Source organism: Aquimarina sp. RZ0 (assembly GCF_008370685.1).
In the GTDB taxonomy this organism is placed as follows: Bacteria; Bacteroidota; Bacteroidia; order Flavobacteriales; family Flavobacteriaceae; genus Aquimarina.
The window spans coordinates 80,296-94,624 of record NZ_VTZU01000020.1 but is presented as its reverse complement, the minus strand read 5'-3'; the positions used below and the strand labels follow the sequence as shown (position 1 = coordinate 94,624).

8 protein-coding genes are annotated in these 14,329 nt (G+C 29.1%); 5 read left to right on the top strand and 3 right to left on the bottom strand.

Annotation, left to right across the window (positions count from 1 at the left end):
• Nucleotides 1-73: 73 nt before the first annotated feature.
• The 3 genes from F0000_RS09525 to F0000_RS09515 all read right to left on the bottom strand — a co-directional run bounded on the left by F0000_RS09525 (nucleotide 74) and on the right by F0000_RS09515 (nucleotide 2,639).
• On the bottom strand, nucleotides 74-499 hold the full coding sequence (locus tag F0000_RS09525; protein ID WP_149624488.1) for an MBL fold metallo-hydrolase: 426 nt from the start codon (nucleotides 497-499) through the stop codon (nucleotides 74-76).
• 204 nt (nucleotides 500-703) lie between these two features.
• Nucleotides 704-1,630 carry a helix-turn-helix domain-containing protein gene (locus tag F0000_RS09520; RefSeq protein ID WP_188112075.1) on the bottom strand — a complete coding sequence of 309 codons (927 nt, stop codon included), beginning with the start codon at nucleotides 1,628-1,630 and terminating at the stop codon, nucleotides 704-706.
• 403 nt (nucleotides 1,631-2,033) lie between these two features.
• Nucleotides 2,034-2,639 (bottom strand): GNAT family N-acetyltransferase, encoded by a 606-nt coding sequence (locus tag F0000_RS09515; RefSeq protein WP_149624486.1) that lies wholly within the window; start codon nucleotides 2,637-2,639, stop codon nucleotides 2,034-2,036.
• Between the two features lie 557 nt (nucleotides 2,640-3,196).
• Here F0000_RS09515 and F0000_RS09510 point away from each other — a divergent pair.
• From F0000_RS09510 to F0000_RS09490, 5 genes are all read left to right on the top strand, one after another.
• Complete coding sequence (locus F0000_RS09510; RefSeq protein WP_149624485.1) at nucleotides 3,197-3,727, top strand: UpxY family transcription antiterminator; 531 nt, start codon at nucleotides 3,197-3,199, stop codon at nucleotides 3,725-3,727.
• A 102-nt stretch (nucleotides 3,728-3,829) separates the two neighbouring features.
• Nucleotides 3,830-5,254 carry a coproporphyrinogen-III oxidase family protein gene (locus F0000_RS09505; RefSeq protein WP_149624484.1) on the top strand — a complete coding sequence of 475 codons (1,425 nt, stop codon included), beginning with the start codon at nucleotides 3,830-3,832 and terminating at the stop codon, nucleotides 5,252-5,254.
• Nucleotides 5,251-6,108, top strand: coding sequence for an alpha/beta fold hydrolase (locus F0000_RS09500; RefSeq protein WP_149624483.1), 858 nt, complete (start codon nucleotides 5,251-5,253; stop codon nucleotides 6,106-6,108). Before F0000_RS09505 ends, F0000_RS09500 begins: the two co-directional genes overlap by 4 nt.
• Nucleotides 6,109-6,175: 67 nt before the next feature.
• A complete protein-coding gene (locus tag F0000_RS09495; protein ID WP_149624482.1) occupies nucleotides 6,176-6,997 on the top strand; it encodes an alpha/beta fold hydrolase in 822 nt (273 codons plus the stop codon).
• A 444-nt stretch (nucleotides 6,998-7,441) separates the two neighbouring features.
• On the top strand, nucleotides 7,442-14,305 hold the full coding sequence (locus F0000_RS09490; RefSeq protein ID WP_149624481.1) for an SDR family NAD(P)-dependent oxidoreductase: 6,864 nt from the start codon (nucleotides 7,442-7,444) through the stop codon (nucleotides 14,303-14,305).
• The last annotated feature ends 24 nt before the right edge of the window (nucleotides 14,306-14,329 follow it).

Genomic DNA, 14,329 nt, shown 5'->3' with positions numbered 1-14,329 from the left:
GTGGGTGAATCGTTAAGAAAAGGAAAATTAAAAAACCAATAATAATAAAATTTAACTATAATTGCAGTATCTCTCAAAGTGGCACCATTTGACCGAAATAGGTGGCACGGTCACTCCGAAATAGCCAGATATTAATTTCTTTATCAGACATAAAAACAGGAACTTTTCTTTTTTCAGAAAATTCATAAGCTAAATCTGTATGATCTAAATGAGAATGGGTTAATAAAATAGCTTTCAGAACAATATTATTTTGATCTAAAAAATCACTAATCTTATCAAATTCCCATGCAGGATCAATTAATACTCCTTCAAGATCTGAGTAAATTAAGTAACATTGATTTTTAAAAATACCGTTAACTACCTTGAACATTTTTACTTTGTATTCTAAAGTCATTTTAAAGAGTTTTAAAAAACTAAATAAAATTAATGTAATACTTACAAAGTCAAACGAATTAATAGAATAATATTTTTCTTCAAGATAAAGGCCTTTTGTTCTCATTTATTATAAGCAAAGATCTTTGATTTTAAGTAAGTTCCCTAATATCTGTTTTTTTACATACGCTTTTCGGGAATTAAAAAGTAAAAGTTTTTATATGGGACAGATAAACTCATTGATATCCTTGATGTTTATAGATTTTTTTGAGATAGATGAGATTTATTTTTTAAACAAGATACTTAATCATTTGTAAACGACTACAAATAATTAATTTTCTAAAAGTTCCTTTAAATAATTAGATGGTTTTTTTCCTGTTACCTTTCGAAAAGAACGAGAAAATGCCTCGGCATTATTGAAACCAACCTCTTCTGCCAAATGTTTTACGTTATAATTTCTTAATTTAGGATTCGATTGGAGTAATTTAATCATATAATTAATTCTTAGTTGATTGATATAGGTATTAAAATTTAAATTTTTATGATCATTTATCGTTTTAGATAAGTACTTAGTATTAGTTTTAAGTTCGTTAGCCAATTCTCTTAAGCTTAATCCCTTTTTTAAAAAACCTTTTCTTTTTTCAAAATTATTTAAAGCTTCTAGAATTGCGTCTGAAATATTTTTAGGAATTTCGTTTTGAATATTATTAATAGTCTCTGGGTTTAAGTTTTCTTTATTTTCTGTAGCAATTAATGATATCAATTCTGCTCGATTTTGAATTTTTATCTTTCTAAAAATATTAGATACATTTTTCAAAACAGTTTCTTCAGAAATATAGATTTCTTTACTTATTTTGTAATAATCATACCCTTTGATTATAAGTGACATTATCTCTCTTTCTATACTGGATAGTCCATATAGATTAACTATGTAGTCGCGTTTAAGAGTTTTAGTATCTGTAGAGCCTTTTTGTAACTTTACGATTAGGTCTTGTTCTATTTTTGAATTATAGATTTGATGTCTAACATATGCTAATGCGACTACAAAATAACCAGAACTAAATGCAGAATGTTCGACAGGTTGATTATCCCCAAAAATCAAAATCACCAAAGGCAATGCTAAAATACTGATCATTCCTATACCACCAGAGAGTATTCTATATTTATAATAAACATTTTTTGAAGCGATGTAATCTTTTGTTAGGAAGAAAATTATATTTATCAGACAAGCTATTGCTAGAAATATTGGTAGTACCAAGAAAATATTTCTGGATAAACTTAGATTTTCGGTTATGATATATGGTAATAAAAAAAGGATAAGAAATGAAAATATAAGCGAGTAGATTATATTTTTAATATTTAAAAAACGTATAGGCTTAATATTGTGATCGTTGTAAATGAAATAAAGGAAATATATTGCAGTGCTAATTCCAATAACCCAGGCAACAATATTTTGATAGAGTATACGAATTGGAATATTTTGATCTGGTACTAATCCTGAAATTGTATTGTATAGAAAAAACAAAAGTGTTAAAATAAGAAACCGAAGCCTGGTTTTACTATTGGATTTAAACAAAAAATATATAAACTGAAATGCAAGAATAAAAGTGAGAAAAATTAAATATATAAATGTGGTTATATGTATTTCTGTTCCAAGCATATTATTTTTCGTGTTTCAAAAAAAATAGAGGATAGTTTAGCGTATCAGTATTGTCAAAAATGGTAAAATCGTTTTTTGTATAAAATTTTAGATTGTCCTTTGTTGTTGTTTCTAGATAAAAAGGTTTGTTTGAGTTTTGATATTTTTTCAAGACTTCTGTTAGCAACTTTTGCCCAACCCCTTTGCCCTGAGCTTCTGGAATAACTGCCATTAACCAAAAATGTATAAAAGGAATTTTAGGATGTTTTTCCTTAAGTTGAGATTCTCGCTTCAAAACTTTTAATACATTTTCCGCCCCAATACAGCATAGAGCAAGTTTAATTTCCCACAAAAACAAAGAAAGGCTTAATCTTTTCTTTTCGGGAAACAATAATAATACACAACCCTTTTTATCATCACTTAACCATATTTCACCAAATTTTAAAGCTACGTTGCATTGATATTCCATTAAATATCGCAGTCGTGTAGAACGTTTTTTATCCTGTTTAACTACAAAATTTATTGAGTTAGGGAATTCTAATTCAATAAAAGTACTCCATAATAGATTTACTATAGTCCCCTTGTCTTTTTTAGAAGCTTTTATCATAAAGGTTCGAATAAATTTCAAACATCCAAATAACGTATTTTTATTTTAATTGTTTCATTTTTTTTGTTTTCTGTTATAATTATTAATAATCAGCATTTTAGATAAAATTATAAGCAAGTAATTCCGTGAATTACGAGTTTGGATTCATAAAATACGTTAACAAATTATTGTTTCAGGCTTAAATTAAGGGTATTTTCCGCAACAATTGGAAGGTAGGTACGTTATTTCAGATGTAATGTTTTTGAAAGAAAAACGATTTCTAAAAGTTAAAAAAAAGTTAATACGTAATTTACTAGGTAACATTTAAATTACAAATGACACCTAATATAAGCAAGCCATTTATTTACCCTGTGTAAATATTTAATATTCCTTTTAAGGATTGTCCTTTATAATTCTTTTAGGGAATTTTACACGGTGTGCTCCTGAATTTTCTAAGTACAATAGATGATTGGGAGCACAGGAGGCGAAGCCCTATCAATTTATTACCCCGGTATTTTAAAAATAAAACATATTTTCTGTTGATTACTTCGACAGGGGTTAATTTTATTTATAATTCACACATTATCAATTATTTATTTATGTCTAAAACTCTTAAAACTGGTTGGCATGTACTATATGTGAAGTCATGTCAAGAAAAGAAAGTGCACCAACTTTTACAAGAAAATCAGCTAGAATCTTTTTTACCTATGATTAAAACCATTCGACAATGGAGTGACCGGAAAAAAGTAATTAATAAACCTCTTTTTCCTTCCTATGTTTTCGTTAATATCAACTCTTCTTTAGAGTTTCACAAGGCATTATCAATAAAGGGAGCTTGTTCTTTTATACATTTCGGTAGGGAATTAGCATTAGCTACCGATAAGGAAATCGAACAGATAAAAGTACTTGTTGGACATAGAGACATTTCAAATATAGAATCAGGAATCAGGAATCCTAAGATTGGAGAGAAAAGAATTATTAATATAGGTGCACTTAGAGGGTTGGAATGTGAGGTTTTGAAAGTAAATAATAAAAATAAAATTATTGTTTTTATAGAATCTTTACAACAAAATATTACAGCAACCATTTCCAAAAGTTATTTATCAGAAATTTCTTTATGTATAGGTTGAGTTGTTAGCTCTGATATTGTAAAATAGAATTGATTTTTTATTACGTCAGGTATATAAATAATAATTGAATGATTTTTATAAAACCTTGAAATAAATTAAAAGATGACAAGTCAAGATATCCAAAAGTTTATACAAAAAAATAAACTAAGACATTTATCTAATAAAGTACTACATACTCACCCTTCTCCAGCTCATTGGTTAAAGAATTTTTCCTATAACGATATTAAAGAAAACCTTTTAACAAGCGAAGGAGAAAAAACAATAGTAAATATGTATGTAGGCATACCATATTGTTTGCCAACAGATCCTCCTCATTGCGGTTTTTGTCTTTTTCCAACGGAAAAATATAATGGAAAAAAAGATACAAGTAATTATTTGGATTATGTGTCTAAAGAAGCTAAATTGTATAAAGATTTTTATAAAAATTCTACCATTGAAACCCTTTATATTGGAGGTGGTACCCCAAATTTACTTGCACCTCCCGATTATTATAAATTGATGGAAATTATAGAGTATTTATTTCCTAAAATCGATAATAGCATTGAAAAAACACTCGAAGGAATTCCTCAATTATTTAATGAAGAAAAAATTAAGGCAATAAGTAATTCTGGTTTTAATAGAGTTAGCATGGGAGTTCAGCAAGTGAGTGATAAGTTAATTAAGGCTAGTGGAAGAAAACAAACCAGAAAACAGGTTTTTGATGCGATAAATAATTTTCATAAATATGACCTTTCTTGTAATATTGATCTTATTTATGGCTGGCCAGAACAAAGTATAGATGATATGCTAAATGATTTAAGAGAAATTACAGAATCTGGGATTAGGCATATAACCCATTATGAACTTAATATAGCGGGAAGATCGGATTTCGCAACTAAACAAAAAGAACTTGTGGCTTCTATTCCTGAAAAGATAATAATGTATCAGGTAGCTAAAGAATATTTACTGGATCAGGGGTATAAACAGAGAACCGTTTATGATTGGGAAAAATGTGATATTACAAAAGAATCAAGAAAATCGGACGCTGAAAAATATTTATATGAAAACAACTTGCGTGATTTTTTACGTGATGATGAAGTTGCACAAACAAGTTGTATGGGAGGACTTGGTTTTGCCGCAATAAATATGAGAATGAAACCGTTAAATTCTACAACTTCTTCCGTTTCTTCAATGAATCATAAGACTTTACATAAATATTATGATGACGTTTTGATGAAAAAATTACCAATAGAAAGAGCATTCGCTCATACAAATGAAGATGTGAGATTAATTTGGGTTTTTCAATCTTTACAAGAGATGAAAATTGATGTTGCGAAATACAAAAATATATTCAAAAGATCTTTAAAAGAAGATTTTAGTAATATTTGGCAAGCATTAGAAAGAGAACAATGGATAGAATTTAATGATGAAGAACTTAGACTTACAGGAGTTGGAGAGTTTTATGTTCCATTAATTCAGTCACTTATTAGTAAATCGAGAGTTGATGAGATAGCTTCAGAGCAAAGCATATTGACCAATGTGAAATGATAGAACAACATTTAATCATATTAAAAACCTTAGATCACAAAAACATAGCTTTATGGAAAGTTTTTAAGGTAGTAAATGATCAAAATGAGAAGCATGTATATCTAACCCATGGAACATTTTCTGATAAAAAGATTTGTTTAGGTATTGCTAAATACCTTGCTAGTCTTGGATATATTTGTTGGATTATGGAATGGAGGAATCATGGAGAAAGTCAAAAAATTGATTCATCATTTAATTTTGAAACCATTGCAAAGTATGATATTAAAGCTGTATTTAGCTATTTGTTAAAAGATTTGAAAATTAAAACATTAGATTGTATAACGCATAGTGGAGGGGGTATTTGTTTAACTATGTTTTTAATTAATAATACGAGTTACATTTCAAGAATAAATAAAATCGTAATGTTTAGTTGTCAAGCTTTTGGAGCAGCTCATTCGAAAAAAAGCTATATAAAAATCATTTTGAGTAAATATATAACTTACATAATTGGATTCATCCCAGGTAAAATATTACGCCTAGGCCCACATAATGAAAATTATTATACAATGAAACAATGGTTTAATTGGAATTTAAGTAAAAGTTTTTTAGGAGAAAATAAATTTAATTATTTAGAAAAGATGGATTTAATTTCAATTCCAATATTGTCTATTTGCTCCGAAGGAGATAAATTTATATCTCCTAAAAAAGGTTGTGAATTTTTTTTGAACGCTTTTAATAATTCCAAGAACAAGTTAGTATATTGTTCTATAAATAATGGTTTTTCTGAAGATTATAACCATAGTAGGGTTATGATGTCAACAAATGCAGCTAGGGAAATATGGTCATTAGTGTTAAAATGGATTGCCTCAACTTAACGATCTTTAAAATTGTTGTTGGATTCGCTATAATATTTTTAAGGGTTTTAAAAACAGAAATAATATAATGAAGAATTTAAAATTGGGGATTAGATTATTAGAAAAGATTTCCCCTAGAATAACAGCCAAAATAATCTTTAATTACATTTCGAATCCAAGAACAAAAAAATTTCGCCCCTTTGAAAAGCAAATTATTGAAGAAGCCCAGCGAAGTAGTATTAATTTTAAAGGGTTTAATATTGCTGTTTATAAATGGGGAGAAGGTAAGAAAAAGGCATTACTAATACATGGTTGGGAAGGAAGAGCTTCGAATTTCGGAGCTATTATTCCTAAATTATTAGAATATGGATATCAAGTTATTAGTTATGATGCTCCTAGCCATGGTAACAGTACAAAGAAAAAAACAAACTTTTTTGATATTCCAAAATTAATTGAGGTGTTTCTGAAAAAGGAACAGTACGATCTTGTTATGACCCATTCTGGGGGGTCTGTAATGTCTTTACTTATAATGAATAATTTAAAATATTCAGGCGATAAAATGGTCTTACTTACAGTCCATGATAAATTCGAAGACTATATAGAACATATCATTCAATATTTTGGACTTACTATAAGGACAAAAACTGCCTTTATGAATTTAGTACGAAAAATAACTCCTTATGAACCATTGGATCTTCAGGCCAGTCTTTTTGTTAGAAATATTGCAATCAAAAAGGCAATCTTTATTCATGATGAAGAAGATAAAATTGTTTCCGTTGCAAACTCGAAGTATGTTAGCAGTAAGATGCCTGGGTCCAAATTTTTTGAAGTAAAAGGGACTGGACATTTTAAAATGCTATGGTCTCCTAAAGTAATTAATATTATAGAAGAACAAGTTTTAAAAGATTAATAATGATTAATGTTGTCTGCTCGCTTATATATCATAGCCATATCTTTCTTAAAGATATAACTTAACATATAAGCCTAATAATTTATTAAACTAGAATATAGTTTCTTATGTTGATTTAACCTCGTTGTTCTTCTTAGGTTATCTTTATGATGGTATAATTTTCTTAGATTATTCCATTATAGGTTATAAGGATCTATCATAGAGTTTTAGCATGATTTTTTTAGAGATTCATTTTTACATAAGGGTGTTAAAACTCAAAATTTTCTTTGTTACTTGATATAAAAGCAGATTTTGCAGGTGAAACAACACTCAAGATAAATTCTACTCAAAATACATAGTTCGAAAAGGTTTTATTGGGTTTAGTCCTTTAAATAGCAAATATCTAAGTAAGTACAAAAACAAATTCTATCCTGTTAACAGAATAGCCTTAATTGTTGTAAATATATGATTAATAAAGACATATCTATAAGGAAATATCAGCTTAATATTCCTCAATTACTTTCCGGCGGGATCTCTGAAAATTGGTTGCTAAAGGAACTTGGAGATATTCATTGGAATATGATTTCCGAAAGTTTAGGAGCAAAATCCGATGAAATTGTGGATAGTAATGGAGAGCGTCTCTATGCAAGTTTTGTTCGTTTACAATGGAGTGCGAACAAAAGCTTATTTTCTTTTAAAGAAAATGAAGAAATAACAATAGAGAGTGAGTTATCAAGATATGGAAATAAAATGTTTTTTAGTGATCAGATAATTAGCGGAAAAGATAAAATTATAAAGGCTTCATTGATGTCTGTTTTTTCTTCTAGAAAATCTGGGAATAATAAAAAATTAACCAAAGGGAAGCCATTAGATTCGGAAAAAGCAAAACTAATTCAGCTTGATAAATTACCAAATTTAGCAAAAGAATATTTTGACACCAAAGCATTTATATTTCCACTTTCAGAAAATGAAAATAAAGTTATTAACAAGATAAGTTTTTATGATACCTCATTTAAAATAACAAATGAAGCTATATTTTCAAGGCTTTATTACGTAGATCCTTATGACGATATTAATGGAGTTGGTCTTCTCTATTTTGCCTCATATTCGAAAATTAGTGATAAATGTGAACGGTTTTACTTTAATGAAAATAGTATAGAGAATAAAATTGATAACTACAATTGGGCAGAAAATAGCTCTTGTATTGCTAGGGATATTCATTATTATGGTAATGCAAATGCGAATGAAGAATTGTTATATACTCTAGAAGATTGTTGTTTACTTGGGGACAATAAAATACAATTGACATCTTCATTACGTAGAACAAAAGATGATCAATTAATAGCGAAAATTTTTACAATTAAACAAGTCTTAAACCCAATTAAGCTAGGATGTAAGTTAGATTTTGAACAAGAAAAGCCAACCAAAGAAAATACTTCGGTAAATTTTGATAATCAAAATACCGAAAAAGAGAAACCTATATCAGATGATAAGAAAGATATATCTAATAATCAAATTCAGTATAGTAGAGATATTTTAAACAAGATTATAAGTGATTTCTTTTCTTCCATATATAATGATGAAGATATCCTTCCTTCAACCGATTTAAGAAAGTTAGGAGTTGAATCTATAGTATTTACAGAACTTTCAGAACACCTACATATAGAATATACGATAAAGAGCAATCCAAGTAAGTTCTTTTCTTTATTTACAATTGATGATATTTCATCTTATTTGTTAGGAATTGAATATTCTTCTAATGAAGAAAAATTCTTGGAGAATGAAATTTTAGATGCTACTGAAGATATTGCTATTATTGGAATGTCACTTCGCGTACCAGGAGCGAATACAAAAGATGAACTTTGGAAAATTCTGATTAATGATGAGTCTGTAATATCAATGACACCAGAAGAACGATGGATTTGGCCTGATTGGGTAGATGTTCAGGAACAACATAAAGGAATTAATTATGGTGGATATATTAAGGATATTGATAAGTTTGATCCTCTTTTCTTTGGGATTTCTCCTAGGGAAGCAGAATTAATGGACCCACAACAAAGGATATTACTTGAATTAAGCTGGGAATTATTAGAAAATTCAGGATATAAACCATCTTCATTAAAAGGAAGCAAAACAGGTGTATATATTGCTGCTAGCGGAAGTGATTATGAAACTTTGATTAGGGAAGAACAGGTTAGGGAAACATTATCAGGAACTGGTACTTCTCTTGCAATATTAGCCAATAGAATATCATATTATTATGATTTTGAAGGCCCAAGTTTACAAATAGACACAGCGTGTTCTTCATCATTAGTTGCTGTAAATGAAGCTGTTAAGTCGATAAAAAATGGCGAATGTAATCAGGCTATTGTGGGAGGTATTCATATAATGTGTCATCCATCAAAAAGCTTAGCGTATTATCAATCAAGTATGCTAAGTGTTGATGGTAAATGTCAAACATTTGATGAAAAAGCCAATGGATATGTAAGAGGAGAAGGTGCAGCATTAATTTTACTTAAACCAATCTCTCAAGCTATAAAGAATGAAGATAATATTATAGGGGTAATTAAAAGTACAGCTATTAATCATGGAGGCCGGTCAGGAGGTTTAACTGTACCTAACTCTATTAAACAACAAAAATTATTAGAAGAAGTTTATCGAAAGGCAGCTATAGATATTTCTACAGTAAGTTATATTGAAGCACATGGGACAGGAACGAGCTTAGGAGATCCAATAGAAGTTAGTGGGTTAATCAGTGCGTTTAACAATTTAGTAAAAACACCTCAAGATATTCCTATTGTTCCTTGGTGCGGGTTGGGTTCAATAAAATCAAATCTAGGTCATCTGGAGGCAGCAGCGGGTGTTATCAGTATAGCAAAAGTACTATTATCCATGGAAAAGGGGTATTTACCTGCAACTATAAATTTTGAGAAGTTAAATTCCAATATTGAGTTAGCAAACAGCCCTTTTTATATACAAAGCAAATCAGAAATATGGTCTGTAGAGACGAAAGAACACCCTTTGAGAGCAGGAATAAGTAGTTTTGGGATTGGAGGTGTTAATAGTCATATGGTATTAGAATCGTTTCCAAAAGAAATATATGGAGGAGAAAAATTCAAAGAAACATATATAGAACAAACTGACTCTACGATTGTGGTTCTTTCTGCAAAAAATAAAAATGAGCTCAAAAGTCAAGTAAGTAATCTTAAGGACTATATAGAGGAAAATCCAAATATTAATCTTTATAGTCTTTCATATACACTTCAAACTGGAAGAGAAGAAATGGAAGAACGATTAGCTTTAGTTACAAGCAGTACCGAGGAGCTCAATAAATTGTTAGAAAGTTATCTAGAAGATAGTTATAAATTAGGAGACAAGATTTTTATCGGAAATACTAAAAAAAATGAATTTGGTATTTTGATAAAAGAGAAGTCAGGAAGAGATTACATATCTAATATTATTGATAGAAAAGAATGCAATTCTATAGCCTTCTTATGGTCAAAAGGTATTACCATAGAATGGAAATCACTTTATAATCAATACCGTTTACCAAGAAAAATTTGTTTACCTACTTACCCATTTTCGAGAAAATCATATTGGATTTTTGACTTAAATGTAACCTCAAAAACCTTCATGAATGATGTAGTTAGAGAAACTAAAACTCAAATTAAACCTATACAGAAATACTCTCCAATTTCTAAAATAGAAAATCAAGGAAATAAAAAGAGTATAAGATATAATATTGAATCTTTTTTGATCGAACTGATAAGAACAGAGTTGAAAATAGAGGAAAAAGAAATTGATCTTACTATAGATATTGCAGATTATGGGATTGATTCGATTTTATCAGGTGTAATGCTAAACAAAATTAAGAATATTATTCCTGATATTCCACAACTATTGTTTTTAGAGCATCGGACATTCGAGGATATTATCTCATATCTTGAAATTAATTTCTCTGAGAACTTCAATAATTCTCCAAAGTATTTAGACCCTAATTTTTACCAGGAAGAACATAAAGAAAATATATCGAATAACAATACTTCCTTTCAAATAAACAATTCATTTATTCAAAAAAAAGAAGAAACACATAACCAAAAACTGAATTCTAAGAATGATGAACAAGATCGATCTTATCAGTCACAAAGTGATATAGCTATAATAGGAATTAGTGGAACATTTCCTAATTCTGAAAACATAAAGGATTTTTTCACAAATCTTGAAAATAGAAATGTGATGACAGAATACATTCCTGAAAAAAGATTGGAATTATTAGGGTTGAAAGAGAATGAAAAAATTAAAAAATATTACGGGGGATTCATTGATGAAATTGAAAGTTTTGATTACGAAAGATTTAAGTTTTCATTAGAAGAAGCGATTCAAATAGACCCGCAGCTCAGAAAATTAATAGAAAATGTATGGTCTGCAATTGGAGATAGTGGATATAGTATTAAGAATTTTCAAAAAAAAGAAACAGGAGTTTTTGTTGCCACCAGAGGGCATTCTGGATACGTTGATGTTATGAAAAGTAATAATAAAAACTATGAAATAGAATTTCCCGCTTTATATGCAAATCGTTTATCCCAGATATTTAACCTAAAAGGCATAAGCGAAGTTGTAGATACAGGCTGTTCTTCTTTTATAGCTGCAATAGAAAAAGCATCTCGAGCATTACATAATGGAGACTGCGGACAAGCCATTGTAGCTACTGCAACACTAAACTTATCTTTCTATGAACTCGAAAAAGAAGACATTACAGGAATATATTCAAAACAAAAGACGACCAAAAGTTTCAGTGAAGGTTCAGATGGTTATGTTCGTAGTGAAACGATAGGTTCTATTATTGTTAAACCTCTTGTCGATGCTGAACAAGATGGAGATCATATTTATGGAGTAATAAAAGGAATAGGAGTCTATCACGGTGGAAAATCTCCATTGAAATGGAATAGTCCTAGTATTAAAGGGCAAAAAATAGCAATTGAAAAAGCTTTAGAAAAGTCTCAAATAGATCCTTTATCCGTAGATTATATTGAAGCAGAAGCTAATGGGACATCGTTTGTTGATTCATCAGAAATTACTTCTATCCAATCTGTATATAGTAACTATATTGATCAATCAATAAATAATTCAATAGATAAAACAATTTATATTGGTAGTTTAAAACCACTAATTGGTCATGCTGAAACATCCTCTACGTTCCCTTGCCTTTTAAAATTAATATTAAGTGTTCAGAAAAAGCGATTATTTGGTGTAAAAGGATTAACTGAAATCAATAGGGCAATACATATAAAAGAACATTTCTCCATCCTAAAAGAAGATATTAATTGGCCAGATAGACATTTAGGAAATCAGCATGTTAATCCAAAACGAATGGCAATAAACTGTTTGGGGTTAGGTGGAGTAAATACACATCTCATTTTTGAAGAATATAATAAGGATATCCCTATTCCAAAACAAAAAAAAGGAAGTTATGTTTTTGTTTTTTCAGATGAAAGTGAAGAGCAATTGTCCCAAATGATACTAAAATATTTAGAATATCTGCCAACATTGATATTTTCTTTATCAGAGAGTTCACTTTTGGAAAGAATGGAATTTACTTTACTAGAAGGACGAGATAAAGGGAAATACAGATTAGCTGTGGTGATTGATAATTACACAGATTTATTAGCAAATCTAAAACAATGGTTGTTAGAAAAAACAGAAAGAAATGAGGGTTGGAATTATATTTATAATGTAGGAAAAACGGAAAAGATTGATCAGATTAAAGTTGAAAGTTGCATTAAACAAAATGACAAGGAACTCCTTGCGGAATATTGGGTAAATGGTGCTTCTGTAAAATGGATAGACATTTATCCAAGCAGAAACATAACACGCATTTCTTTACCAACTGGAACATTAAAAAAATCATATTGCTGGCCTTTTAAGATCGCATCATATAATAAAAATTTACAAAAAGATGGGACAAATATTATAGGTGAACAGAATCAAATTTCTTATCTAAATGATGATTTAGGATCCAATAATGAATGGAAAAACTCTGAAGAGGTATTGGCATTTGAAGTGGATTGGAGAGAAGTAAATTTAGACTCTTTGGATATGGAAGAAAAAGAAGTCGAGCATCATATCGTTGCGTGTTATTTCGATAAATTAATATTTGATGAGAATAGTAACTTTCATTTGAAAATCCTTCAAAAATCAGAATTGTCTAGCGAAAAATTGTTTACAATATTGGCAGAAGAGATATTACTTTATTTACAAAATTTGTTAAGCAAAAAAACCAAAAAAACAATTTGTTTTCAAATCATTATCCCTCTCGCGTTTATAGATGATAGTTATGGTATATCTGGATTGATACATACTTGTAGAATGGAATCTACTAAAATAAAACCACAACTTATTTTCTTGGATGACTGTATAAGTAAGAATGAATTAGTTGATAGGGCGATTGAGAATAAACTTGTTCTGGATAAAGATATTGTTATTAAATACGATAAACAAAAACGTTATGTAGAATATAATAATAAGTTGCATGTTTTTAACAATTTAATCAATTACAATGCTACTTATAAAGAAGGAGATGTAATTTTAATAACAGGAGGTCTTGGAGGTCTTGGCATACTTACAGTTAAAGATATTTTGAAATCCTCTTCAAATCTCACTATTATTTTAATAGGTAGATCTGCTTTAAGTAAAGATCATCAATTATTAATCAAAGATCTAAATTCCGGAACATCTGAAATTATATATGCTAAAGCAGATGTTTCCAAAGAAGAAGATGTTAAACAATTGGTGCAAAATATCATAAAGAATCATGGTACTCTAGATGGTGTTATTCATTGTGCAGGAGTAATTCTGGATAATTATATTTTTAATAAGACTATAAAAGAATTAAGATCTGTATTTAAGCCAAAAGTTACAGGGATTAATAATTTAGATAATGCTACAAAAGATATTTCACTACGGTTTTTTTTATGTTTTTCCTCACTGCATTCATTAGGTAATATTGGTCAAGTGGATTACGCGATGGCTAACGCATATTTAGATGGTTTTGTTAGATCAAGAAACAAAAAAGTAAAGAATGGTCAAAGACAGGGAAAAACCATATCAATAAATTGGCCATATTGGAAAGATGGAGGTATGAAATTATCAGATACAACATTAGAACTAATGAAAACTATAAAAGGAGTAGAACCACTCCCTACCGATATAGGAATGAGCGTATTACATCATGCATTGCAAATGGAACAAGAACAGATTATTATTAATTACGGGGATTACGAGAAGATGGCTAAACTTTATAATGTATATCCTATCGAGGTACTTATATAATGAACTGATAATTTTGAAATCGAA